Consider the following 24,200-nt stretch of genomic DNA (forward strand, 5'->3'; position numbering starts at 1 on the left):
GAAGTGAAACGCCGTAGCGCCGATGGTAGTGTGGGGTCTCCCCATGCGAGAGTAGGGAACTGCCAGGCATCAAATTAGAAGTATGGCATTAACTTTCGGGGCAGTTCACTACTCGACAGAGAGTAGGACAAAAGCGAAAGCTTTTGAACGTTGCGAAGCAACGGCCCGAAGGGTGAATCACGAAGTGATTCATAAACTGCCAGGCATCAAATTAAGCAGTAAACTGATGTAAAAATCAGTGGTTGTAAAAGAATTCGGTGGAGCGGTAGTTCAGTTGGTTAGAATACCTGCCTGTCACGCAGGGGGTCGCGGGTTCGAGTCCCGTCCGTTCCGCCACCCTAATTAGGGGCGTAGTTCAATTGGTAGAGCACCGGTCTCCAAAACCGGGTGTTGGGAGTTCGAGTCTCTCCGCCCCTGCCAGAAATAATCCTTAGCATCTGCTAAGGATTTTTTTTTGCCTGAAATTACCTGATTACCTGGTCAGGTAATCGTAAGTTCCCTTCTTTTTCTTTTCATCATTTTCATTGTTCATCCAGCACATCCGTTTTTAACAGATCGCAGATCAGCGAGTATTTATCGCTGTTTTGCAGCCAAATGGCGTATAGCGGCCGTGAAAGCGTTGCGCTGTCGGCAACGGTATGTAATCCGCCCTTTTCATTTGCCCAGTTTACAGGAAGCCAGCTACAGCCATTTAATGCGCTAAGCTGCTGTCGGGCGAGTTCGGCTGAGCTGGTTGTTAATACCGGCACTTCATCTGCTGCGATCAGCCCTGTTTCATGCTGTTGGAAGTCTGGTCCCCACTCCAGCCGCAGATAATTGAGTTCTGATTTCTTACGGGCAGGGCTGCTGCAATATAACGCCAAAGTGAAGTGCCCTAACAGCTGACTGCTGAACTCATCCATTTTGGGCGCTTCGGTAGTAATGAGGAGATCAAGCTGGCGTTCATGAAGTTGCTTCACAAGCGATTGCCGTTGAGCGATTCTGGCTTCGAACTGCAGGCCGCTTTGCGGCTCCTGTAGTTGGTACAGTCGCCCCAGCCAGGCGTTAAGCATACACTCCCATAAAGACGCGCTGGCGCCGATGGAAAACTCGTTATGTCGTGAGGTATGCGCCACCTCTTTACGTGCCGCCTGCCACGTATTCATCAGCGTTTCCGCATACGGTAAAAGTTTTTCGCCAGCCGTGGTTAAACGGATATTGTTTCTGTGCCGCGTAAAAAGGTTTACGCCCAGTTGATTCTCCAGTTGCCTGATACGAAAGCTCACCGCGGATTGCGTCAGGTAAAGTGCTTCTGCGGCCCGCCCGAAATGGCGTGTCCGGCTAACTTCCAGGAAAGTTTTTAACAATTCCGTATCCACTGTGCTCTCCACAAAATTATTTGTCGTTATGATTTAAATGTTTTGTTTTACACTCTGTCAAGCGTAACTAATACTCCGCGCCATAAATAGCTCAGACAAAGAATTAGGAGCGTGCAGGATGGCGGAAAGCTTTACGACGACTAATCGATATTTTGACAATAAACATTATCCACGTGGATTCTCTCGTCACGGTGATTTCACGATTAAAGAGGCACAACTGCTTGAGCGTCATGGTCATGCCTTTAATGATCTGGATCTTGGCAAGCGTGAGCCTGTGACTGAAGAAGAGAAGCTGTTTGTAGCGGTATGTCGCGGTGAACGCGAGCCGGTAACGGATGCAGAACGCGTCTGGTCCAAGTATATGACGCGTATCAAGCGTCCAAAACGCTTCCACACCTTGTCTGGCGGCAAGCCGCAAGTTGAAGGCGCAGAAGACTACACCGAAGCTGATGATTAATAAAAAGGGCGTAATGCCCTTTTTTTACGCCAGCAGCTTTTGCAAATGAATTAACAACCTGTCTATCGCCCGATAGCTTACCGCCTCCTGCAAATGCTGGCGCGAGATCTGGTCAGCCAGTTCTATGTCGGCAATGGTTCTGGCCACTTTTAGTAAACGCTGCCAGGCGCGAATGGATAATCCAAGATGCACCAGCGTGTCTTCAAGCCAGCGAGCGTCATCGTGATGCAAAACACAATATTTTTGGATTTCGCGACCCTCCAGACGCGCGTTTAACTTCTTCTGGCGTCGGTACTGCCGTTCATGGGCGGCGATGACCCGCTTTTTTACCGTAGCGCTGCTCTCACCCTTTGAGGCGTGTTGGCTAAGAATCCCGGGCGGTGGAAGCGGTATCTCAAGCGAAAGGTCAAAACGATCAAGAAACGGGCCTGACAACCGATTAAGGTAACGTAGTGTCTGTTCTGGCGTGCAGCGATTATGGTTTCCCTGATAATGTCCGGTCGGGCTGGGATTCATTGCGGCGATTAACTGGAACCTGGCAGGATACGTTATTTTCGCTCTGGTACGGGATAAATGAATTTGACCGGATTCTATAGGTTCACGTAGCGCATCCAGTGTGCGTCGTTCAAATTCAGGCAATTCATCAAGGAACAAAATTCCGTTGTGCGCCAGCGATATCTCTCCCGGTGCGGGTATTGCGCCGCCGCCGACCATAGCAGTAAGTGAGGCGCTATGATGAGGTGAGCGAAAGGGACGTTGCTGCCATCGTTTTTGTACCGTATCGGCATTAACCAGACTGAGGATCGCGGCGCTTTCCAACGCCTCTTCATTGCTTAATGGTGGAAGAATCCCGCTTAGTCGACTGGCCAGCATGGTTTTACCCGTACCCGGCGGGCCGATCAATAGCAGATTATGTCCCCCTGCCGCTGTAATCTCCAGGCCGCGTTTACCCTGCTCCTGACCGATCACATCGCGAAGATCGGCAGTTGCGGTAGGCGATGCCATATCCTGAGCTAAAGGTCTTTCCAGGGCGTGTTTCCCTTCCAGAAAGGCGCAGACGGTTTGTAGATGATCGGCGATAAAACATCCTTCTTTGCTGATAAGCCCAACCTCCGCCGCGTTCTCTGTTGCGACGATAATATTTCTGCCGGCCTTGATGGCTTCCGTTGCACTTGATATTGCGCCAGGAACGCCACGTAATGCGCCTGTAAGCGCTAACTCACCCACCAGCTCATATGCCTCAAGATTCGACGCTGTAAGCTGCTCAGACGCGGCCAGAAGCGCAACAGCAATAGGCAGGTCATACCTTCCGCCCTCTTTCGGTAGATCGGCTGGAGCAAGGTTAATGGTTATTTTTTTAGCCGGAAATTCATATCCGCTATTAATAATCGCACTACGTACCCGGTCACGCGCCTCTTTTACCGTGGTTTCCGGTAGGCCAACCATGGTTAATCCCGGTAATCCATTACTGATATGCACCTCTATAGTGATAGGCGGCGCATTGACGCCAAGTGCGGCGCGGGTATGAACAATCGCCAGTGACATAATCCCTCCTGTTACGTGGATTATGCGGAATAAAAGAGAAAATCGAATTACTGATTTTTGGTTTTTTAGCGGCTGATTCCTGAATTTTGGCGTCATTTTCAGGTAAGAAACATCAAACTGGAAGAACGCTCGCAGAAGCGAAAAGAAGGAAAACAGGGTGTAAAGCGCACCAAAAGGGGGAGGAAAACGTGAAAATTTTTCAGTTGCTAATTTTTCTTATAAAAAACAAAGCCCTTTTAGGCATTCACCTGCATTATCTGAAACGTGGTTAAAAAAATATCTTGTGCTATTGGCAAAACCTATGGTAACTCTTTAGGTATTCCTTCGAACAAGATGCAAGAATAGACAAAAATGACAGCCCTTCTACGAGTGATTAGCCTGGTCGTGATTAGCGTGGTGGTGATTATTATCCCACCGTGCGGGGCTGCACTTGGACGAGGAAAGGCTTAGAAATCAAGCCTTAACGAACTAAGACCCCCGCACCGAAAGGTCCGGGGGTTTTTTTTGGCCTGAAAAACTTAAGCGAGGAGCAGAGCGTGAATAACAGCATAAAATTCTGTTTCTCAAGATTTACGACGGGGATGTAACTATGAACGGGGCACAGTGGGTGGTACATGCTTTGCGAGCGCAGGGGGTGAAAACCGTATTTGGTTATCCTGGCGGCGCAATTATGCCGGTTTACGACGCGTTGTATGACGGTGGTGTGGAGCATTTGTTGTGCCGACACGAGCAGGGTGCCGCAATGGCGGCAATCGGTTATGCCCGTTCTACCGGCAAAACCGGTGTTTGTATCGCTACTTCCGGCCCTGGCGCCACTAACCTGATCACTGGCCTGGCGGATGCGTTGTTAGATTCGGTCCCCGTCGTCGCGATCACGGGTCAGGTTTCCGCCCCGTTCATCGGCACTGATGCGTTCCAGGAGGTGGATGTGTTAGGCCTGTCGCTGGCTTGTACCAAACACAGCTTCCTGGTGCAGTCGCTGGAAGAGTTGCCGCGCATCATGGCGGAGGCTTTTGAAGTCGCCAACGCTGGTCGTCCTGGCCCGGTTCTGGTGGATATCCCGAAAGATATCCAGTTAGCCAGCGGAGCGCTGGAGCCCTGGTTCACTACCGTTGCTAACGAAGCGACATTCCCGCAGGCTGATGTGGAACAGGCGCGCCAGATGCTGGAACAGGCGAAAAAACCCATGCTGTACGTCGGCGGTGGAGTTGGTATGGCGCAGGCGGTTCCGGCGCTGCGTAAATTTATCGCGGTAACGCAAATGCCAGTTACCTGCACGCTGAAAGGGCTGGGGGCTGTTGAAGCTGATTATCCGTACTATCTGGGCATGCTGGGAATGCACGGTACTAAAGCGGCTAATTTCGCGGTGCAAGAGTGTGATTTACTGATCGCCGTTGGTGCACGTTTTGATGACCGGGTGACCGGTAAGCTGAATACGTTTGCGCCGAACGCCAGCGTAATCCATATGGATATCGACCCGGCGGAAATGAACAAACTGCGTCAGGCACACGTCGCGTTGCAGGGCGATTTAAATTCGCTGTTGCCGGCATTACAGCAACCGCTGAAGATCGACGCATGGCGTCAGTCCTGTGCAGAGCTGCGCGCAGAACACGCCTGGCGCTATGACCATCCTGGCGAGACTATCTATGCGCCGTTGTTGTTGAAGCAATTGTCGGAACGCAAACCCGCAGACAGCGTGGTGACGACGGATGTGGGGCAGCATCAGATGTGGTCAGCCCAGCATATGACTTACACCCGCCCGGAGAACTTCATCACTTCCAGCGGTCTGGGGACGATGGGATTCGGCTTACCGGCGGCCGTTGGCGCACAGGTAGCGCGACCGAATGATACCGTTATCTGTATCTCCGGTGACGGCTCTTTCATGATGAATGTTCAGGAGTTGGGCACCGTAAAACGCAAGCAGTTACCGTTGAAGATAGTCTTACTCGACAACCAGCGGTTAGGGATGGTTCGACAATGGCAGCAACTGTTTTTCCAGGAGCGATATAGCGAAACCACCCTGACCGATAACCCCGATTTCCTCATGCTGGCCAGCGCCTTCGGCATTCCAGGCCAGCACATTACTCGTAAAGACCAGGTTGAAGCGGCACTCGACACGATGTTGGCAAGCGAAGGGCCGTACCTGCTTCACGTCTCAATCGACGAACTTGAAAATGTCTGGCCGTTGGTGCCGCCTGGCGCCAGTAACTCTGAAATGCTGGAGAAATTATCATGATGCAACATCAGGTCAATGTATCGGCACGCTTTAATCCAGAAACCTTAGAACGTGTTTTACGCGTGGTACGCCATCGTGGTTTTCAGGTGTGCTCCATGAATATGGAAGCCGCGACCGATGCGCAGAATATAAATATTGAATTGACCGTTGCCAGTCCCCGGTCGGTCGACTTACTGTTTAGTCAGTTAAGTAAACTGGTAGATGTTGCGCATGTCGCAATCTGCCAGAGCGCTGCCACATCACAACAAATCCGCGCCTGAGCGCAAAAGGAAGAAAAATGACGACGAAAAAAGCTGATTACATTTGGTTCAATGGCGAGATGGTGCGCTGGGAAGACGCGAAGGTTCACGTAATGTCTCACGCGCTGCACTACGGTACGTCGGTATTTGAAGGGATTCGGTGCTACGACTCTCACAAAGGCCCGGTAGTGTTTCGTCATCGTGAACATATGCAGCGCCTGCGCGACTCAGCAAAAATTTATCGTTTTCCGGTTTCCCAGAGCATTGATGAGCTGATGGAAGCCTGCCGCGACGTAATTCGTAAAAATAATCTGACCAGCGCCTATATCCGTCCGTTGGTATTTGTCGGCGATGTCGGTATGGGCGTTAACCCGCCCCCGGGATACACCACTGACGTCATCATCGCCGCGTTCCCGTGGGGGGCATACCTGGGCGCCGAAGCGCTGGATCAGGGGATCGATGCGATGGTTTCTTCCTGGAATCGCGCTGCGCCGAACACCATTCCAACCGCCGCGAAAGCGGGCGGTAACTATCTTTCCTCACTGCTGGTGGGTAGCGAAGCGCGCCGCCACGGCTATCAGGAAGGCATCGCCCTGGATGTAAACGGCTATATCTCCGAAGGCGCAGGCGAAAACCTGTTTGAGGTAAAAGATGGCGTGCTGTTTACTCCGCCGTTTACCTCTTCCGCGCTGCCAGGCATTACTCGCGATGCGATCATCAAACTGGCGAAAGAGCTGGGTATTGAAGTGCGCGAGCAGGTGCTGTCCCGTGAATCGCTGTATCTGGCCGACGAAGTGTTTATGTCCGGAACCGCGGCAGAAATTACTCCGGTACGCAGCGTTGATGGTATCCAGGTAGGTGAAGGCCGTTGCGGCCCTGTTACCAAGCGTATTCAACAAGCCTTCTTTGGTCTCTTTACTGGAGAAACCGAGGATAAATGGGGCTGGTTGGATCCGGTAAATTCATAATAAATAAAATTAATATTTTCCCAAAATAATTTGCGTCACAGGAAGGCGGCAACGCAGCGAATCCCCAGGACTTACTGTAGTAAGTGACTGGGGTGAGTGAGGCAGCCAACGCACCTGTGGCGTGAAGTATGAAGGGAAAAGATGGGGAGTAAATAAAGCATGCCTAAGTACCGTTCCGCCACCACCACCCATGGTCGTAATATGGCGGGTGCCCGCGCGTTGTGGCGCGCCACCGGAATGACCGACAGTGATTTTGGCAAACCGATTATCGCCGTGGTGAACTCATTCACTCAATTTGTGCCGGGTCACGTTCATCTGCGCGATCTCGGTAAGCTGGTCGCCGAACAGATTGAAGCTTCCGGCGGTGTGGCGAAAGAGTTCAACACTATTGCCGTGGATGACGGGATCGCCATGGGGCACGGGGGTATGCTCTATTCACTGCCGTCGCGCGAGCTGATCGCCGACTCCGTGGAGTACATGGTGAACGCTCACTGCGCTGACGCGATGGTGTGTATCTCTAACTGCGACAAAATCACCCCAGGGATGCTCATGGCCTCGCTGCGCCTGAATATTCCGGTGATCTTTGTTTCCGGCGGACCGATGGAAGCCGGGAAAACCAAACTGTCCGATCAGATCATCAAGCTCGATCTGGTTGATGCCATGATTCAGGGAGCGGACCCGAAAGTCTCTGACGATCAAAGTAACCAGGTGGAGCGCTCCGCCTGTCCAACCTGCGGCTCCTGCTCCGGCATGTTTACCGCTAACTCCATGAATTGCCTGACCGAAGCGCTGGGCCTGTCGCAGCCGGGCAACGGTTCGCTGCTGGCGACCCATGCTGACCGGAAGCAGTTGTTCCTCAATGCCGGTAAGCGGATTGTTGAACTGACTAAACGCTATTACGAGCAGGATGACGAAAGCGCACTGCCACGAAGCATTGCCAACAAGGCGGCGTTTGAGAATGCGATGACGCTGGATATTGCGATGGGCGGTTCGACCAATACCGTTCTGCATCTACTGGCGGCGGCGCAGGAAGCGGAAATCGACTTCACCATGAGTGATATCGACAAGCTGTCCCGCAAGGTGCCGCAGTTGTGTAAAGTGGCGCCAAGTACCCAGAAATACCATATGGAAGACGTTCACCGTGCCGGCGGTGTGCTGGGCATTTTAGGCGAGCTGGATCGCGCCGGGCTGCTGAACCGCAACGTGAAAAACGTATTAGGCCTGACGCTGCCACAAACGCTGGAACAGTACGACATCACGATTACGCAGGACGAAGCGGTTAAAAAAATGTTCCGTGCTGGCCCTGCCGGTATCCGTACTACCCAGGCGTTCTCGCAGGATTGTCGCTGGGATTCGCTAGATGACGACCGCGCAGCGGGTTGCATCCGCTCGCTGGAATATGCCTATAGCAAAGACGGCGGTCTGGCGGTGCTGTATGGCAACTTCGCCGAAAACGGCTGCATTGTGAAAACCGCAGGCGTGGATGACAGCATCCTTAAATTTACCGGCCCGGCTAAAGTGTATGAAAGCCAGGACGACGCGGTAGAGGCGATTCTCGGCGGCAAAGTAGTGGAAGGCGATGTAGTCGTTATCCGCTACGAAGGGCCGAAAGGCGGGCCGGGAATGCAGGAAATGCTCTATCCGACCAGTTTCCTGAAGTCGATGGGGCTGGGCAAAGCCTGCGCGCTCATCACTGATGGGCGTTTTTCCGGCGGTACTTCGGGTCTTTCCATCGGCCACGTCTCGCCGGAAGCGGCCAGCGGCGGCACTATTGCGCTGATTGAAGATGGCGACACCATTGCGATTGATATCCCGAACCGCAGCATTCAGTTGCAGTTGAGTGAGGCTGAAATCGCCGCACGCCGCGAGGCGCAGGAGGCTCGTGGCGACAAAGCCTGGACGCCGAAAAATCGTCAGCGTCAGGTTTCGTTTGCCCTGCGTGCCTACGCCAGCCTGGCGACCAGCGCCGATAAAGGCGCGGTGCGCGATAAATCGAAACTGGGAGGTTGATGATGGCGGAATCTCAACCACTGTCAGTCGCGCCGGAAGGGGCGGAGTATCTGCGCGCGGTGCTACGCGCGCCAGTATACGAAGCGGCGCAGGTGACGCCGCTGCAAAAAATGGAAAAGCTCTCGTCACGTCTGGATAACGTTATTCTCGTCAAACGCGAAGACCGGCAGCCGGTACATAGCTTTAAGCTGCGCGGCGCTTACGCGATGATGGCCGGATTGACCGAAGAACAAAAAGCCCACGGCGTGATTACCGCGTCGGCGGGGAACCATGCACAGGGCGTGGCGTTCTCCTCCGCGCGGCTTGGCGTGAAGTCGCTGATCGTCATGCCAAAAGCAACGGCGGATATTAAAGTCGATGCGGTACGCGGTTTTGGCGGCGAAGTGCTGTTGCACGGCGCTAATTTTGATGAAGCGAAAGCGAAAGCTATTGAGCTGGCGCAGCAGCAGGGTTTTACCTGGGTGCCGCCGTTTGATCACCCAATGGTGATCGCCGGGCAGGGCACGCTGGCGCTGGAACTGCTTCAGCAGGATTCGCATCTCGATCGTGTCTTTGTGCCGGTTGGCGGCGGCGGCCTGGCGGCGGGCGTAGCGGTACTGATCAAACAATTGATGCCGCAAATCAAAGTGATTGCCGTCGAAGCGGAGGATTCCGCCTGCCTGAAAGCGGCGTTGGAAGCCGGTCATCCAGTAGATCTCCCGCGCGTTGGGTTATTTGCTGAAGGCGTAGCGGTAAAACGCATCGGCGACGAAACGTTCCGGCTGTGTCAGGAATACCTTGATGATATTGTCACCGTGGATAGCGACGCTATCTGCGCGGCGATGAAAGATCTGTTTGAAGATGTGCGTGCGGTGGCGGAACCGTCCGGCGCGCTGGCGCTGGCGGGGATGAAAAAATATATCGCCCAGCACAATATTCGCGGCGAACGCCTGGCGCACGTCCTTTCCGGCGCCAACGTCAACTTCCACGGCTTGCGCTATGTGTCTGAACGCTGCGAGCTGGGGGAACAGCGCGAAGCGTTACTGGCGGTGACCATTCCGGAAGAAAAGGGGAGCTTCCTCAAATTCTGCCAGTTGCTTGGCGGGCGTATGGTCACCGAATTTAACTACCGTTTTGCCGACGCGAAAAATGCCTGTATTTTTGTCGGCGTACGCGTCAGTCAGGGGCTAGAGGAGCGAAAAGAGATTATCACCCAACTGTGCGACGGCGGTTATAGCGTAGTGGATCTCTCCGACGATGAAATGGCGAAGCTGCATGTGCGCTATATGGTCGGTGGGCGTCCATCCCATCCGCTACAGGAACGCCTCTACAGCTTTGAATTTCCAGAGTCGCCCGGCGCGTTGCTCAAATTCCTGCATACGCTTGGCACGCACTGGAATATTTCGCTATTCCATTACCGCAGCCACGGTACCGATTATGGTCGCGTGCTGGCGGCGTTCGAGTTAGGCGATCATGAGCCGGATTTCGAAACCCGGCTGCATGAGCTGGGCTATGAATGCCATGATGAGAGCAATAACCCGGCGTTCCGGTTCTTTCTGGCGGGTTAATTCAGCGTTTAGTTTTTCAGGCCCACAAAGTAAAGTGGGCCTGATATCCAGATATGATCTTCCCTCAGTTATTGGGCTTTTCTGCCAGCCCGGAGCATCCACTCATTTAATTTTGCGAGACGTTTTCCAGAAGGCGCCCAATCTGCTTGTGGTGAAACTCGGCTCACCATATCGTTAGCACCGCTATCACTTGCACCTGTTAAAAACAATGTATAAAATTTTATACACAAGGATGTTATGTTACTCACCCGAGCTCTCTCCAATGAAAAAGAAATTCGATGAGTGGGATCTTCTCTGGAGGATCTCCTGGCTTTTCCCATAACGGTACGTAAAGCAGTCGGTTATCAGCTTCATAAAATTCAATATGGAATTGAACCGGATGACTGGAAACTGTTTTCAGAAATTGGGACTGGGGTAAATGAAATTCGGATTCGTGACAACAATGGTATCTATCGCGTTATGTATGTCGCTAAGTTTGAAGAAGCACTCTACGTTTTGCATAGTTTCCAAAAACAGACGCAACAAACCAGTCAGCACGATAAAAACATCGCCAGAACGCGTTATAACCGGCTGGTGCAACAACGGAGAAACAGCTTGTGATTGCCAAAACTGATAGTGATATTCGCCATGTGACGCCATCTGGCGGTAATGTTTTTGCTGATTTGGGGTTTCATAAGCAGGACGCAGAAAAGTTTTACGCTGATTCCCTGAGTGAAATCGAAAACACGTTAGCCATTAAAGAACAGCTCATGGAAGAAATTACCCTCTGGATTACGCGAAACCAGATGAAGCAAGCCGAGGTTGCTACAGTTTTGCATATATCCCGACCGCGCGTTTCTGATGTCGTCAACAAGAAATGCAGCAAATTCACCATTGATGCTCTGGTGAATATGCTTAGCCGTATTGGGAAGCCTGTTCGGGTAATGGTAGGGCCGTAAAACTAATTCGGTAAAATCTTCCAGAACGCATCAATTAGCGGCTCATGCAGCCGCTTTTTTTGCGCGCAGACGCCCAGTTCAAACGGCGTTTTTTCGTCGCTGCGCTCTAAAATCATCACCCGATTGCGCACTGGTTCCGGGCTGTTTTCCAGCACCACTTCCGGCAGCAGCGCCACGCCGCAGCCCAGCGCCACCATTGAGACCATCGCTTCATGACCGCCGACGGTGGCGTAAATCTGCGGATTGCTGATTTTATGGCGGCGAAACCACAGCTCAATGCGGCGGCGTACCGGCCCCTGATCGGCCATGATAAACGGCACCGTCGACCAGTCGGGCTTATCAACCGAAACCTGATTACGCACCGGGCAGGGCAGCGCCGGGGCGATCAGCACCACCGCCAGATTTTCCAGCATCGAAAACGCCACCGCGCCGGGCAGCGTTTCTGGTTTGCCGGCGATTGCCAGGTCCGCTTCTCCCGTTACCACCTTTTCCATCGCATCGGCAGCGTCTCCGGTCGTCAATTTGATTTCAACAGAAGGGTGTTCGGCGCGAAAACGGTCGAGGATCGGCGGCAGATGACTGTATGCTGCGGTCACTGAACAGAAGATATGGAGTTCGCCGGAAAGGGACGGCCCCTGCTGATCGAGGGTATGGCGCAACTGCTGATATTGCAAAAGCGTCTGTTGGGCAAACACTCGCAGCTCTTCGCCGGCTTCGGTCAGCGTGACCGTGCGGTTATCACGCACAAACAGCGGCTGGCCGAGATCTTCTTCCAGCCGCTGGATCTGCCGGGAGAGCGTGGAGGGGCTGACGTGCATCGCCCGCGCGCTGCGGCCAAAGTGGCGGCTTTCCGCCAGATGCAGGAAGGTTTTTAGATCGCGTAAATCCACAGACAGACCTCCGGTTTTTGACGTTGCATAAACCGCAACATAACGTTGTGAATATATCAATTTCCGCAATAAATTTCCTGTTGTAATGTGGGTTCATTCACACAGATAGCAATCTGTAAACCGAACAATAAGCGCGACAACACAACATCACGGAGTACACCATCATGGCTAACTACTTTAATACACTGAATCTGCGCCAGCAGCTGGCGCAGCTGGGTAAATGTCGCTTTATGGGCCGCGACGAATTCGCCGACGGCGCGAGCTACCTGCAGGGTAAAAAAGTGGTCATCGTCGGCTGTGGCGCTCAGGGTCTGAACCAGGGCCTGAACATGCGTGACTCCGGTCTGGATATTTCCTACGCCCTGCGTAAAGAAGCGATTGCTGAGAAGCGTGCTTCCTGGCGTAAAGCGACCGAAAACGGCTTCAAAGTAGGCACCTACGAAGAGCTGATCCCGCAGGCGGATCTGGTGGTTAACCTGACGCCGGACAAACAGCACTCCGACGTGGTGCGCTCCGTACAGCCGCTGATGAAAGACGGCGCGGCGCTGGGCTACTCCCACGGCTTCAACATCGTGGAAGTGGGAGAGCAGATCCGTAAAGACATCACCGTGGTGATGGTAGCGCCGAAATGCCCGGGCACCGAAGTGCGTGAAGAGTACAAACGTGGTTTCGGCGTGCCGACGCTGATCGCCGTTCACCCGGAAAACGACCCGAAAGGCGAAGGTATGGCGATTGCGAAAGCCTGGGCGGCGGCCACCGGCGGTCACCGTGCGGGCGTACTGGAATCTTCTTTCGTTGCAGAAGTGAAATCCGACCTGATGGGCGAGCAGACTATTCTGTGCGGTATGCTGCAGGCCGGCTCCCTGCTGTGCTTCGACAAGCTGGTGGCAGAAGGCACCGACCCGGCATACGCGGAAAAACTGATTCAGTTCGGCTGGGAAACCATCACCGAAGCGCTGAAGCAGGGTGGTATCACTCTGATGATGGACCGTCTGTCTAACCCGGCGAAACTGCGTGCTTACGCGCTGTCCGAACAATTGAAAGAGATCATGGCGCCGCTGTTCCAGAAACACATGGATGACATCATCTCCGGCGAATTCTCTTCCGGCATGATGGCTGACTGGGCTAACGACGATAAGAAACTGCTGACCTGGCGTGAAGAGACCGGTAAAACCGCGTTCGAAACCGCGCCGCAGTTTGAAGGTAAAATCGGCGAGCAGGAGTACTTCGATAAAGGCGTGCTGATGATTGCGATGGTGAAAGCGGGCGTTGAGCTGGCGTTCGAAACCATGGTCGATTCCGGCATCATCGAAGAATCCGCTTACTACGAATCACTGCACGAGCTGCCGCTGATCGCGAACACCATCGCCCGTAAGCGTCTGTACGAAATGAACGTGGTTATCTCCGATACCGCAGAATACGGTAACTATCTGTTCTCTTACGCTTGCGTACCGCTGCTGAAACCGTTTATGGCGGAATTGCAACCGGGCGATCTGGGTAGTGCTATCCCGGAAGGCGCGGTAGACAACGCACAGCTTCGCGACGTGAACGACGCGATTCGTAGTCATGCGATTGAGCAGGTAGGTAAGAAACTGCGCGGCTATATGACGGATATGAAGCGTATTGCGGTAGCGGGTTAATGTAGGCAGTGTCGGGTGGCGCTAGCGCTTACCCGACCTACAAAATCAAGCAGACGATGTAGGCCGGGTAAGGCGTAGCCGCCACCCGGCTTTTTATTTGCGATACAATACTTTAATGATGTGGTAACCGAACTGAGTATGCAGCGGGCCGGTTGGCTCCAGTACCGGGCAGGAAAAGACTACTTTATCGAATGCCGGAACCATCTGGCCCTGACGAAATTCGCCTAAATGACCGCCTTTTTTACCGGATGGGCAGATAGAATGCTTCTTCGCCAGCTTCTCAAAATCGCCGCCGTTTTTAATTTGCTCCAGAAGATCTAAAGCCAGTTTCTCTTCTTTTACAAGAATATGCAGTGCTGCTGCCATTTTTGCCATTATTGTGTTCTCACGTCGCAAAGATTGGCCGTCACTTTATCACTCCTTAGGCCGTCAGACATATACTCTTCGCCATTACAGGACAGATGTCCCGCCTGATTTAATGAACCGGGAGATAAGCGGCATTTTTAGCGGGCGTATTTCGGATGCGCGGGACGGCGGTCCTGTCCTTTCTGACAAGGGGCGAGATACCATGAACATAATGAAAAACGCAGAATTTCCAGACGACTGGCTTTTAGGGCTACGCCAGGTCGTACGCGACCCAGTGCTCTATGAATTACTCAAATACTGCCCGTTGGAAATCATGCAGTACAGGGCGTTTATGCGATGTCGCTTGAGTATGTTCTGCTGACGGGGATTCTTACAGTTGGATCAAGAGCGCACAGCGTAATGGCTATACGCCGCTTGCCGCCAGAGCCTGCTGATTGACCTTTTCCAGGCTGCCTGAAAAAGCAGCCTGGTCTTCTCTGGGCCTCGCTTTCTGCTACAATCCCTCCCCCGTTCGAAGATTGAGCACTATTCCCATGCGTTTAAATCCCGGCCAACAACACGCTGTCGAATTCGTCACCGGACCCTGCCTGGTGCTGGCAGGAGCGGGTTCTGGTAAAACTCGCGTAATTACCAATAAAATCGCCCACCTGATCCGCGGATGCGGCTATCAGGCCCGGCATATTGCGGCGGTGACGTTTACCAACAAGGCAGCGCGTGAGATGAAAGAACGCGTCGGGCAGACGCTCGGCCGTAAGGAAGCGCGCGGTTTGATGATCTCCACCTTTCATACGCTAGGGCTGGATATTATTAAGCGCGAGTACGCTGCGCTGGGGATGAAATCGAACTTTTCATTGTTTGACGATACCGACCAGGTCGCCTTGCTCAAAGAGCTGACCGAAGGCCTGATCGAAGACGACAAGGTTCTGTTGCAACAGCTGATCTCCACGATCTCCAACTGGAAAAACGATCTCAAAACGCCTGCACAGGCAGCGGCGGGGGCGAAAGGTGAACGCGATCGTATTTTTGCCCACTGCTACGGGCTTTACGACGCCCATATGAAGGCATGTAACGTTCTCGATTTTGATGATTTGATTTTGCTGCCGACGCTGCTGCTGCAACGCAATGACGAGGTGCGCGAGCGCTGGCAGAATAAAATTCGTTATCTGTTGGTGGATGAATATCAGGATACTAACACCAGCCAGTATGAGTTGGTTAAGCTGCTGGTCGGGCAACGCGCGCGCTTTACGGTCGTAGGCGATGACGATCAGTCTATCTACTCCTGGCGCGGGGCGCGTCCGCAAAACCTGGTGTTACTGAGCCAGGACTTTCCGGCGCTGCAGGTGATTAAGCTGGAGCAAAACTATCGTTCTTCGGGCCGCATCCTGAAAGCGGCGAATATTCTCATCGCCAACAATCCGCACGTCTTTGAAAAGCGCCTCTTTTCCGAACTCGGTTACGGCGCAGAACTCAAAGTGTTAAGCGCAAACAATGAAGAGCATGAAGCTGAGCGCGTTACCGGCGAACTGATTGCCCATCACTTTGTGAACAAGACCCAGTACAAGGATTACGCCATTCTGTATCGCGGGAATCATCAGTCGCGGGTATTTGAAAAATTCCTCATGCAGAACCGCATTCCGTACAAAATTTCCGGCGGCACCTCATTCTTCTCCCGTCCGGAGATTAAAGACCTGCTGGCCTACCTGCGGGTGTTGACCAACCCGGATGATGACAGCGCTTTCCTGCGCATCGTGAATACGCCAAAACGCGAAATCGGTCCGGCTACTCTGCAAAAGCTGGGTGAATGGGCAATGACGCGTAATAAGAGCCTGTTTACCGCCAGCTTTGATATGGGACTTAGCCAAAAGCTGACCGGACGTGGTTACGATTCATTGACGCGTTTTACCCACTGGCTGGGGGAAATCCAGCGTCTGGCCGAACGCGAGCCTGTCGCCGCCGTGCGCGATCTCATCCACGGTATTGACTATGAATCCTGGTTGTACGAAACCTCGCCGAGCCCCAAAGCGGCGGAAATGCGTATGAAAAACGTTAATCAGCTCTTTAGCTGGATGACTGAGATGCTGGAAGGCAACGAACTCGATGAGCCGATGACGCTCACCCAGGTGGTTACACGCTTTACGCTGCGCGATATGATGGAGCGCGGCGAGAGCGAAGAAGAGCTGGATCACGTACAGTTGATGACGCTTCATGCGTCGAAAGGACTGGAATTCCCGTATGTCTATATGGTGGGAATGGAAGAAGGATTTTTGCCGCATCAAAGCAGCATTGACGAAGACAATATTGAGGAAGAGCGTCGGCTGGCCTATGTCGGGATCACTCGTGCGCAGAAAGAGCTCACCTTTACATTATGTAAAGAGCGCCGTCAGTATGGGGAACTGGTGCGCCCGGAACCCAGTCGCTTCCTGTTAGAACTGCCGCAGGATGATTTAATCTGGGAGCAGGAGCGCAAAGTGGTAAGCGCTGAGGAGCGAATGCAAAAAGGGCAAAGTCACCTGGCTAATCTGAAAGCCATGATGGCGGCAAAGCGAGCGAAATCGTAGGCCGGATAAGCGAAGCGTCATCCGGCAATCAGACTACGGTTAGCGAACGTCCAGCGGCCAGTGTACATAGCTTTGCCACTGGCTTTCCTGATCAATCAACTCTTTACCCAGCGGGTGATGCGCCAGCCAGTCGCCAGGCAAGGTTAACGTCAGATTTTCATTTAGCGCCTGTAGCGTAATTTCTGGTACCAGATCGTCACGACGGCGACCGGCAAAGAGAATCGCCAGGCGCAGCAAACGGCATAGCTGTTCCGCAACACGGGGCGGTACCGCGTTTTGCTGATGAAGCGAAGAGAGATCGACCGGATTGGTCTGATTCAGTAAGAGGGTGGCGAGCAACTTTTTCTGCGCGGGCGTATAGCCAGGCAGATCCAAATGGCGTACTAAATAGGCGGCATGATAGGGCGCCTGTTTAAAATCAACGCTCAGACCGATCTCATGCAACTGGCAAGCGCTAAGCAACAGTTCACGACTGATAGGCTCAATATGCCAGGCATTTTCTACCTGTTTGAGGAAGTTATCTGCCAGCTTCGCCACGCGATTTGCCTGATCGGTATCGACGATAAACCGACGCTGAATGTTTCGCAGCGTGCGGCTGCGGATATCCTGATCTACCGCCAGATGCAACATCCCATACACCAGCCCTTCGCGTAACGCGCCGCCTGCCAGCGTCATGCTCTGGATGTTCAGTTCGGTAAATATCGCGATCAGAATAGCCAGCCCGCTTGGGAAAACCAGCGCGCGCTCCAGCGTCAGGCCTTCGATTTCCAGCTCTTCCAGACGCCCGCACTGTATCGCGCGTTGTTTTAGCTGCTGCAGTTTGGCGAGCGTAATGCGCTCGTCCATCCCCTGCGCCATCATGATTTCCTGCAATGCCTGTACGGTGCCGGAGGCACCCACGCAGACCTTCCAGCCATGAAAACGCAGTTCATCGGCGACCGGACGCAGTACATCGCGCGCGGCTTTCTCCGCGTCATCAAAATTTTCTTGCGCCAGATTACGATCGCTAAAATAGCGTTCAAGCCACGTTACGCAGCCCATCGACAGGCTAAACAGCGACGTGGTTTGCGCGCCAGTGCCGGTAACCAGTTCAGTGCTGGCGCCGCCGATATCCACCACCAGTCGCTGATCTGCGCCGCCGGTGGTATGAGCGACTCCCTGATAAATCAGCCGCGCCTCTTCTTCGCCGCTGATAACCTGCACCGGACAACCAAGGATAGTCTGCGCTTTCGCGATAAATTCACCCGCATTGACGGCGAGACGCAATGTTGCGGTGGCAACCACGCGGATTTGTGGCTGCGGGATATCCTGCAAACGTTCAGCAAATAGACGCAGGCATTGCCAGCCGCGTTCCATCGCTTCGGCTGAAAGGTGGTTGTCGTTGTTCAGACCCGCGGCCAGACGCACCTTGCGTTTTATTCGGGTCAGCGTCTGGATGCTTCCCGCCGCCTCGCGCACGACCAGCATATGAAAACTATTGGAACCGAGATCAATGGCGGCATACAACGAGGTGGAATTCATACACTTCATCCTTCAACCTGTATCCGTGTTGGCTGCGTACTCTTCCTAAGCTCATCGGGATTTGTTTTCTTGCCGCCTTGATACAGGCTAAATGATTTTGTGTATGGCATAACTTTTCTTAACCTGAACGACGACGATTACGCGGAGCGCCAGCGCGGCGCGGACCATTGCCAGGACGCGAACGCGTCAGACGCAACGGCTTGGGCAGATCGTTCATGAGCGCTTCCGGATTGTATTTGCTGACCGGAATCGAGTGGCCGATATAGCTCTCAATAGCGGGCAGATTCAGCGCATACTCTTCGCAAGCCAGGCTGATGGAATGCCCGCTGGCGCCAGCGCGACCGGTACGACCGATACGGTGAACATAGTCTTCACAATCGTCTGGCAGATCGTAGTTAAAGACGTGCGTTACGGCGGGGATATGCAACCCGCGCGCCGCGACATCGGTCGCCACAAGAATATCCAGATCGCCGCGGGTGAACTCATCCAGAATCCGCAGGCGCTTTTTCTGCGCGACGTCGCCGGTCAGCAGACCAACACGATGGCCATCTGCCGCCAGATGTCCCCAGATATCTTCGCAACGATGCTTGGTGTTGGCGAAAATAATGGCGCGATCCGGCCACTCTTCTTCGATCAGCGTTTGCAGTAAACGCATTTTCTCTTCATTAGAGGGGTAGAAAAGCTCTTCTTTAATGCGGTGGCCGGTCTTTTGCTCCGGTTCCACTTCAACATATTCGGCGTTGTTCATCTGTTCAAACGCCAGCTCGCGAACCCGATAAGACAGGGTGGCGGAGAACAACATGTTCAGACGCTGCGCAGCCGGCGGCATACGACGGAACAGCCAGCGGATATCTTTAATAAAGCCCAAATCGTACATGCGATCGGCTTCATCGAGTACGACGACCTGAATGGCGCCGAGGTTAATGTGATTTTGTTTGGCGTAGTCGATCAGTCGGCCCGTCGTACCAATAAGAATATCAACGCCGCTTTCCAGCACTTTAAGCTGCTTGTCGTAACCATCGCCGCCGTAAGCCAGGCCTAATTTTAAGCCTGTCGCTTGCGCCAACGGCTCCGCGTCTGCGTGAATTTGTACGGCTAATTCACGCGTCGGCGCCATGATCAGCGCGCGCGGCTGGTTCACCTTGCGATCGTCGATCGCGGGATGAGAAAGTAAATAATGAAACGTTGACGTCAGAAACGCCATCGTTTTCCCGGTACCGGTTTGCGCCTGCCCTGCAACGTCACGACCCGCCAGCGTTAGCGGAAGGGCCAGTGCCTGAATGGGCGTACAATTATAAAACCCTTTTTTTTCAAGGGCTTCAACCACCTGTGGGTGCAGGGCGAAGTCGGAAAACTTCTGTTCTGTTAAATGTGTTTTGCTCATAGTGTGGTAGAATATCAGCTTACTATTGCTTTACGAAAGCGTATCCGGTGAAATAAAGTCAACCTTTGTTGGCGAAGTTAACATCAGCACCTCGTTGGTTAATGCTACACCAACACGCCAGGCTTATTCCTGTGGAGTTATATATGAGCGATAAAATTATTCACCTGACTGACGACAGTTTTGACACGGATGTACTCAAAGCGGACGGGGCTATCCTCGTTGATTTCTGGGCAGAGTGGTGCGGGCCGTGTAAAATGATCGCTCCGATTCTGGATGAAATCGCTGACGAATATCAGGGCAAATTGACCGTTGCCAAACTGAACATTGACCAGAACCCAGGTACTGCGCCTAAATATGGCATCCGCGGTATTCCGACTCTGCTGCTGTTTAAAAACGGCGAAGTGGCGGCAACCAAAGTAGGCGCACTGTCTAAAGGTCAGTTGAAAGAGTTTCTCGACGCCAATCTGGCGTAATACCTTTTATACGTCGAATGACAAAGGCGCTGTATGGTCAGGCGTCTGTCATTCGACGAATGATTAAGGTATCAGGCAGTTTCGTGGCGTCTGTTGTCCTTACGTTATTCTTAAATTGTCAGGATCTCTGGACGCCCGGTCTGAGTCGTGCTAAGTTAGTATTGACTTCGAATTAAACATACCTTATTAAGTTTGAATCTGGTTTTATCCGTCACTTCCCGTTTTTTCTCGCACGAGAAGTGGAAAGATTCCTGGCTCTTCGCTCATTCCGTCTTGTCGTTTCAGTTCTGCGTACTTTCCTGTGACCAGACAGCGAACAGACATGAGTTGATAGCCGTAAACAGGCATGGATGACCCTGCCATACCATTCACAACATTAAGTTCGAGATTTACCCCAAGTTTAAGAACTCACACCATTATGAATCTTACCGAATTAAAGAATACGCCGGTTTCTGAGCTGATCACTCTCGGCGAAAGTATGGGGCTGGAAAACCTGGCCCGTATGCGCAAGCAGGACATTATTTTTGCCATCCTGAAGCAGCACGCAAAGAGTGGCGAAGATATCTTTGGCGACGGTGTGCTGGAGATATTGCAGGATGGATTTGGTTTCCTCCGTTCTGCAGACAGCTCCTACCTCGCCGGTCCTGATGATATCTACGTTTCCCCCAGCCAAATCCGCCGTTTCAACCTCCGCACTGGTGATACCATTTCTGGTAAGATTCGCCCGCCGAAAGAAGGTGAACGCTATTTTGCGCTGTTGAAAGTTAACGAAGTTAACTACGACAAACCGGAAAACGCCCGTAACAAAATCCTCTTTGAGAACTTAACCCCGCTGCACGCAAACTCTCGTCTGCGTATGGAGCGTGGTAACGGTTCTACCGAAGACTTAACGGCACGCGTTCTGGATCTGGCTTCGCCGATCGGTCGCGGCCAGCGCGGTCTGATTGTCGCGCCGCCGAAGGCGGGTAAAACCATGCTGCTGCAGAACATCGCGCAGAGCATCGCGTATAACCACCCGGACTGCGTGCTGATGGTGCTGCTGATTGACGAACGTCCGGAAGAAGTGACCGAGATGCAGCGTCTGGTGAAAGGCGAAGTGGTTGCGTCTACCTTTGACGAACCGGCATCCCGCCACGTTCAGGTTGCCGAAATGGTTATCGAGAAGGCGAAACGTCTGGTTGAACACAAGAAAGACGTTATCATCCTGCTCGACTCCATCACCCGTCTGGCGCGTGCCTATAACACCGTGGTGCCGGCTTCCGGTAAAGTATTGACCGGTGGTGTGGACGCTAACGCCCTGCATCGTCCGAAGCGTTTCTTCGGCGCGGCGCGTAACGTGGAAGAGGGCGGTAGCCTGACTATCATCGCGACGGCGCTAATCGATACCGGTTCCAAGATGGACGAAGTTATCTACGAAGAGTTTAAAGGCACCGGTAACATGGAGCTGCACCTCTCGCGTAAGATCGCTGAAAAACGTGTCTTCCCGGCTATCGACTACAACCGTTCCGGTACCCGTAAAGAAGAGCTGCTCACCACTCAGGAAGAGCTGCAGAAAATGTGGATCCTGCGTAAAATCATCCATCCGATGGGTGAAATTGACGCGATGGAATTCCTCATTAACAAACTGGCGATGACCAAAACTAATGACGACTTTTTCGAGATGATGAAGCGCTCATAACCTGGTCTTTACCTGAAAACGCCACGTTTTTACGTGGCGTTTTTGTTTTGCGATTCATCTTAGCATCATGTCATATAAACTGGTCATCGGGATATGCGCTACAGAGTAACACCATGCACAATACACATTGTTTGCGGTAAAAAGTGTAATGTTCTAACAGGTCTCTTCTAGGAGCTGGCGTAACGCATTATACTTTAAGGAAATGATATATGCTGAGAGCACATACACTGTGAAGTTACTCACCGCTTTATCTGAGCTAATCAGTATTTTTTTATTCACGACCATTTTTATTTTTCTTGCGCGAAAAGTAGCCATAAAAATTGGTTTAGTGGATAAACCAAACTTTCGTAAACGACATCAGGGTGTTATCCCATTAGTCGGCGGGATTTCTGTGTTTGCAGGAATCTGCTTTATGTTTGGCCTCTCGGATTACTACATACCGCACTTATCGCTATATCTTATTTGCGCTGGTGTATTGGTTTTTGTTGGTGCGATGGATGACCGTTTTGATATCAGTGTAAAAATTCGTGCTGTGGTTCAGGCTGTTATTGCGGTTGTAATGATGGTTATCGCAAAACTTCACTTAGGTAGCCTTGGTTACATCTTTGGGCCTTGGGAGTTAGTGCTTGGCCCCTTTGGCTATTTCCTTACCCTGTTTGCGGTATGGGCGGCGATCAACGCTTTCAATATGGTGGACGGTATTGACGGCCTGCTGGGTGGGTTATCCAGCGTCTCATTTGCGGCGATGGGGCTGATTTTATGGTTTGATGGTCAGACTAGTCTGGCAATGTGGTGCTTTGCCATGATCGCCGCGATTCTGCCTTACATTATGCTTAATCTCGGTATTTTGGGGCGGCGTTATAAAGTCTTTATGGGCGATGCCGGTAGTACACTGATTGGCTTTACCGTCATCTGGCTTTTACTGGAAACGACGCAGGGGAAAACTCACTCTATCAGCCCGGTTACCGCGCTATGGATTATCGCTATTCCATTGATGGATATGGTGGCGATTATGTATCGCCGTCTGCGTAAAGGGATGAGCCCCTTTTCCCCTGATCGCCAACATATTCATCATTTGGTTATGCGAGCAGGGTTTACTTCCCGCCAGGCATTTGTTCTTATTACGCTCGCAGCGGCGATTCTGGCGGGAGTAGGCGTAACGGCAGAATACTCTCATTTTGTTCCTGAATGGGTTATGTTGGTGCTCTTTTTGCTAGCATTCTTCCTCTATGGCTACTGCATTAAGCGGGCCTGGAAGGTGGCGAGATTTATTAAGCGTGTGAAGCGTCGCCTGCGCAGGCAACGTGAGAACCGGCCAAACTTAACCAAGTAAATGAGGATACGATGACACAACCATTACCGGGGGCACGCGCGGTGAGCGCTGAAAATGAACTGGATATTCGCGGGTTGTTTCGTACTTTATGGGCTGGCAAATTCTGGATTATCGGCATTGGCCTGCTATTTGCCCTTATCGCGTTAGCCTATACCTTTTTTGCTCGTCAGGAGTGGAGTGCGACGGCGATCACCGATCGCCCAACCGTAAATATGTTGGGCGGTTATTACTCCCAGCAGCAGTTTCTGCGCAACCTGGATATTAAGACCGATCCCTCTTCTTCCGATAAGCCCTCGGTGATGGATGAAGCGTATAAAGAGTTCATCATGCAACTTGCCTCCTGGGATACGCGTCGCGATTTCTGGTTACAGACGGACTATTACAAGCAGCGAATGGTCGGGAATAGCAAAGCTGATGCGGCGATGCTTGATGAACTGATCAATAACATACAGTTTACGCCCGGCGATTTTACACGCGCCATCAACGACAATGTGAAGCTGATTGCTGAAACTGCGCCGGACGCCAATAATTTGCTGCGTCAGTATGTTGCATTCGCCAGCCAGCGGGCGGCGAGCCATCTGAATGATGAATTAAAAGGTGCCTGGGCTGCGCGTACCGTGCAGATGAAAGCCCAGGTCAAACGGCAGGAGGAGGTTGCGAAAGCGATCTATTCACGTCGTGTAAACAGTATTGAGCAGGCGCTCAAAATTGCGGAACAACATAATATTTCTCGTAGCGCGACGGATGTCCCGGCGGATGAATTACCGGACTCAGAGCTTTTTTTACTCGGTCGCCCTATGTTGCAGGCGCGTCTTGAAAATCTGCAAGCGGTTGGCCCTGCGTTCGATTTGGACTACTTTCAAAATCGGGCAATGTTGAATACGCTTAATGTGGGGCCGACCCTGGACCCTCGTTTTCAGACCTATCGTTATTTGCGTACGCCGGAAGAACCGGTAAAACGTGATAGCCCACGCCGAGCCTTCCTGATGATTATGTGGGGTATCGTTGGGGCGCTAATCGGTGCGGGCGTTGCCTTAACCCGTCGCCGCACGATTTAGC

23 protein-coding genes, 2 tRNA genes and 2 pseudogenes are annotated in these 24,200 nt (G+C 52.5%); 21 read left to right on the forward strand and 6 right to left on the reverse strand.

The window, feature by feature from the left end:
• The first annotated feature begins 259 nt into the window (after window positions 1-259).
• Window positions 260-336, forward strand: a tRNA-Asp gene (locus tag ACLJZ5_RS20295).
• An 8-nt stretch (window positions 337-344) separates the two neighbouring features.
• Window positions 345-420: transfer RNA gene (locus ACLJZ5_RS20300), tRNA-Trp, on the forward strand.
• A 101-nt stretch (window positions 421-521) separates the two neighbouring features.
• Here ACLJZ5_RS20300 and hdfR read toward each other — a convergent pair.
• Window positions 522-1,370 (reverse strand): HTH-type transcriptional regulator HdfR, encoded by an 849-nt coding sequence (gene hdfR / locus ACLJZ5_RS20305; protein WP_001541181.1) that lies wholly within the window; start codon window positions 1,368-1,370, stop codon window positions 522-524.
• A gap of 106 nt (window positions 1,371-1,476) precedes the next feature.
• Between hdfR and maoP the strand changes: the two genes are divergently transcribed.
• Window positions 1,477-1,815 carry a macrodomain Ori organization protein MaoP gene (maoP, locus tag ACLJZ5_RS20310; protein ID WP_000840996.1) on the forward strand — a complete coding sequence of 113 codons (339 nt, stop codon included), beginning with the start codon at window positions 1,477-1,479 and terminating at the stop codon, window positions 1,813-1,815.
• Between the two features lie 24 nt (window positions 1,816-1,839).
• Here maoP and ACLJZ5_RS20315 read toward each other — a convergent pair whose 3' ends face one another.
• Window positions 1,840-3,360: a YifB family Mg chelatase-like AAA ATPase gene (locus ACLJZ5_RS20315; RefSeq protein WP_000050210.1), complete on the reverse strand. Its 1,521-nt coding sequence runs from the start codon at window positions 3,358-3,360 to the stop codon at window positions 1,840-1,842.
• Window positions 3,361-3,711: 351 nt separating this feature from the next.
• Between ACLJZ5_RS20315 and ilvL the strand changes: the two genes are divergently transcribed.
• The 9 genes from ilvL to ACLJZ5_RS20360 all read left to right on the forward strand — a co-directional run bounded on the left by ilvL (window position 3,712) and on the right by ACLJZ5_RS20360 (window position 11,298).
• Window positions 3,712-3,810 (forward strand): ilv operon leader peptide, encoded by a 99-nt coding sequence (gene ilvL, locus ACLJZ5_RS20320; protein ID WP_001311244.1) that lies wholly within the window; start codon window positions 3,712-3,714, stop codon window positions 3,808-3,810.
• A gap of 86 nt (window positions 3,811-3,896) precedes the next feature.
• Entirely contained in the window at window positions 3,897-3,947 is a 51-nt protein-coding gene (gene ilvX / locus ACLJZ5_RS20325) for a peptide IlvX (protein ID WP_192930503.1), read from the forward strand.
• Window positions 3,948-3,949: 2 nt separating this feature from the next.
• Window positions 3,950-5,596, forward strand: coding sequence for an acetolactate synthase 2 catalytic subunit (gene ilvG, locus ACLJZ5_RS20330; protein WP_023206357.1), 1,647 nt, complete (start codon window positions 3,950-3,952; stop codon window positions 5,594-5,596).
• Window positions 5,593-5,856: an acetolactate synthase 2 small subunit gene (ilvM, locus tag ACLJZ5_RS20335; RefSeq protein ID WP_000983260.1), complete on the forward strand. Its 264-nt coding sequence runs from the start codon at window positions 5,593-5,595 to the stop codon at window positions 5,854-5,856. Before ilvG ends, ilvM begins: the two co-directional genes overlap by 4 nt.
• 17 nt (window positions 5,857-5,873) lie before the next feature.
• Window positions 5,874-6,803 (forward strand): branched-chain-amino-acid transaminase, encoded by a 930-nt coding sequence (gene ilvE / locus ACLJZ5_RS20340; RefSeq protein WP_000208528.1) that lies wholly within the window; start codon window positions 5,874-5,876, stop codon window positions 6,801-6,803.
• Window positions 6,804-6,962: 159 nt separating this feature from the next.
• Window positions 6,963-8,813, forward strand: a complete 1,851-nt coding sequence (gene ilvD / locus ACLJZ5_RS20345; RefSeq protein WP_024797612.1) for a dihydroxy-acid dehydratase — start codon at window positions 6,963-6,965, stop codon at window positions 8,811-8,813.
• 2 nt (window positions 8,814-8,815) lie between these two features.
• A complete protein-coding gene (ilvA, locus tag ACLJZ5_RS20350; protein ID WP_023232432.1) occupies window positions 8,816-10,360 on the forward strand; it encodes a threonine ammonia-lyase, biosynthetic in 1,545 nt (514 codons plus the stop codon).
• 282 nt (window positions 10,361-10,642) lie between these two features.
• A complete protein-coding gene (locus ACLJZ5_RS20355) occupies window positions 10,643-10,960 on the forward strand; it encodes a type II toxin-antitoxin system RelE/ParE family toxin (protein ID WP_023218504.1) in 318 nt (105 codons plus the stop codon).
• Window positions 10,957-11,298: a helix-turn-helix domain-containing protein gene (locus ACLJZ5_RS20360; RefSeq protein WP_000560826.1), complete on the forward strand. Its 342-nt coding sequence runs from the start codon at window positions 10,957-10,959 to the stop codon at window positions 11,296-11,298. Before ACLJZ5_RS20355 ends, ACLJZ5_RS20360 begins: the two co-directional genes overlap by 4 nt.
• 2 nt (window positions 11,299-11,300) lie before the next feature.
• Here ACLJZ5_RS20360 and ilvY read toward each other — a convergent pair whose 3' ends face one another.
• Window positions 11,301-12,188 carry an HTH-type transcriptional activator IlvY gene (ilvY, locus tag ACLJZ5_RS20365; protein ID WP_000365798.1) on the reverse strand — a complete coding sequence of 296 codons (888 nt, stop codon included), beginning with the start codon at window positions 12,186-12,188 and terminating at the stop codon, window positions 11,301-11,303.
• A 164-nt stretch (window positions 12,189-12,352) separates the two neighbouring features.
• On the opposite strand from ilvY, the gene ilvC reads away from it, so the two are divergent.
• Window positions 12,353-13,828 carry a ketol-acid reductoisomerase gene (ilvC, locus tag ACLJZ5_RS20370; protein WP_000024943.1) on the forward strand — a complete coding sequence of 492 codons (1,476 nt, stop codon included), beginning with the start codon at window positions 12,353-12,355 and terminating at the stop codon, window positions 13,826-13,828.
• A gap of 93 nt (window positions 13,829-13,921) precedes the next feature.
• Here the strand turns inward: ilvC and ppiC are convergent, their stop codons facing one another.
• Window positions 13,922-14,203, reverse strand: a complete 282-nt coding sequence (gene ppiC, locus ACLJZ5_RS20375; protein ID WP_001096806.1) for a peptidylprolyl isomerase PpiC — start codon at window positions 14,201-14,203, stop codon at window positions 13,922-13,924.
• A gap of 193 nt (window positions 14,204-14,396) precedes the next feature.
• On the opposite strand from ppiC, the pseudogene ACLJZ5_RS20380 reads away from it, so the two are divergent.
• The 3 genes and pseudogenes from ACLJZ5_RS20380 to rep form a co-directional block, all read left to right on the forward strand.
• Window positions 14,397-14,552 (forward strand): annotated as a pseudogene (locus ACLJZ5_RS20380) (Crp/Fnr family transcriptional regulator); the annotation flags it as partial.
• Window positions 14,504-14,628, forward strand: a pseudogene (locus tag ACLJZ5_RS20385) (nicotinamide riboside transporter PnuC); the annotation flags it as partial. The pseudogenes ACLJZ5_RS20380 and ACLJZ5_RS20385, both read left to right, overlap by 49 nt.
• A gap of 99 nt (window positions 14,629-14,727) precedes the next feature.
• Window positions 14,728-16,752, forward strand: coding sequence for a DNA helicase Rep (gene rep, locus ACLJZ5_RS20390; protein ID WP_024798225.1), 2,025 nt, complete (start codon window positions 14,728-14,730; stop codon window positions 16,750-16,752).
• Window positions 16,753-16,791: 39 nt separating this feature from the next.
• Here rep and gppA read toward each other — a convergent pair whose 3' ends face one another.
• Both gppA and rhlB read right to left on the reverse strand, forming a co-directional pair.
• Window positions 16,792-18,273 (reverse strand): guanosine-5'-triphosphate,3'-diphosphate diphosphatase, encoded by a 1,482-nt coding sequence (gene gppA, locus ACLJZ5_RS20395; RefSeq protein ID WP_001089447.1) that lies wholly within the window; start codon window positions 18,271-18,273, stop codon window positions 16,792-16,794.
• A gap of 118 nt (window positions 18,274-18,391) precedes the next feature.
• Complete coding sequence (rhlB, locus tag ACLJZ5_RS20400; RefSeq protein ID WP_000047525.1) at window positions 18,392-19,657, reverse strand: ATP-dependent RNA helicase RhlB; 1,266 nt, start codon at window positions 19,655-19,657, stop codon at window positions 18,392-18,394.
• Between the two features lie 143 nt (window positions 19,658-19,800).
• Here rhlB and trxA point away from each other — a divergent pair, with 143 nt between their 5' ends.
• The 5 genes from trxA (at window position 19,801) to wzzE (ending at window position 24,199) form a co-directional block, all read left to right on the forward strand.
• On the forward strand, window positions 19,801-20,130 hold the full coding sequence (trxA, locus tag ACLJZ5_RS20405) for a thioredoxin TrxA (protein WP_001280776.1): 330 nt from the start codon (window positions 19,801-19,803) through the stop codon (window positions 20,128-20,130).
• Between the two features lie 247 nt (window positions 20,131-20,377).
• Complete coding sequence (locus ACLJZ5_RS20410) at window positions 20,378-20,461, forward strand: rho operon leader peptide (RefSeq protein WP_134820045.1); 84 nt, start codon at window positions 20,378-20,380, stop codon at window positions 20,459-20,461.
• 87 nt (window positions 20,462-20,548) lie between these two features.
• On the forward strand, window positions 20,549-21,808 hold the full coding sequence (rho, locus tag ACLJZ5_RS20415) for a transcription termination factor Rho (protein WP_001054532.1): 1,260 nt from the start codon (window positions 20,549-20,551) through the stop codon (window positions 21,806-21,808).
• A 229-nt stretch (window positions 21,809-22,037) separates the two neighbouring features.
• Window positions 22,038-23,141: a UDP-N-acetylglucosamine--undecaprenyl-phosphate N-acetylglucosaminephosphotransferase gene (wecA, locus tag ACLJZ5_RS20420; protein WP_000771937.1), complete on the forward strand. Its 1,104-nt coding sequence runs from the start codon at window positions 22,038-22,040 to the stop codon at window positions 23,139-23,141.
• A gap of 11 nt (window positions 23,142-23,152) precedes the next feature.
• Window positions 23,153-24,199, forward strand: a complete 1,047-nt coding sequence (gene wzzE, locus ACLJZ5_RS20425) for an ECA polysaccharide chain length modulation protein (protein ID WP_000193417.1) — start codon at window positions 23,153-23,155, stop codon at window positions 24,197-24,199.
• The last annotated feature ends 1 nt before the right edge of the window (window position 24,200 follow it).

The organism is Salmonella sp. 5800, assembly GCF_046558195.1.
Classification (GTDB): Bacteria; Pseudomonadota; Gammaproteobacteria; order Enterobacterales; family Enterobacteriaceae; genus Salmonella; species Salmonella enterica.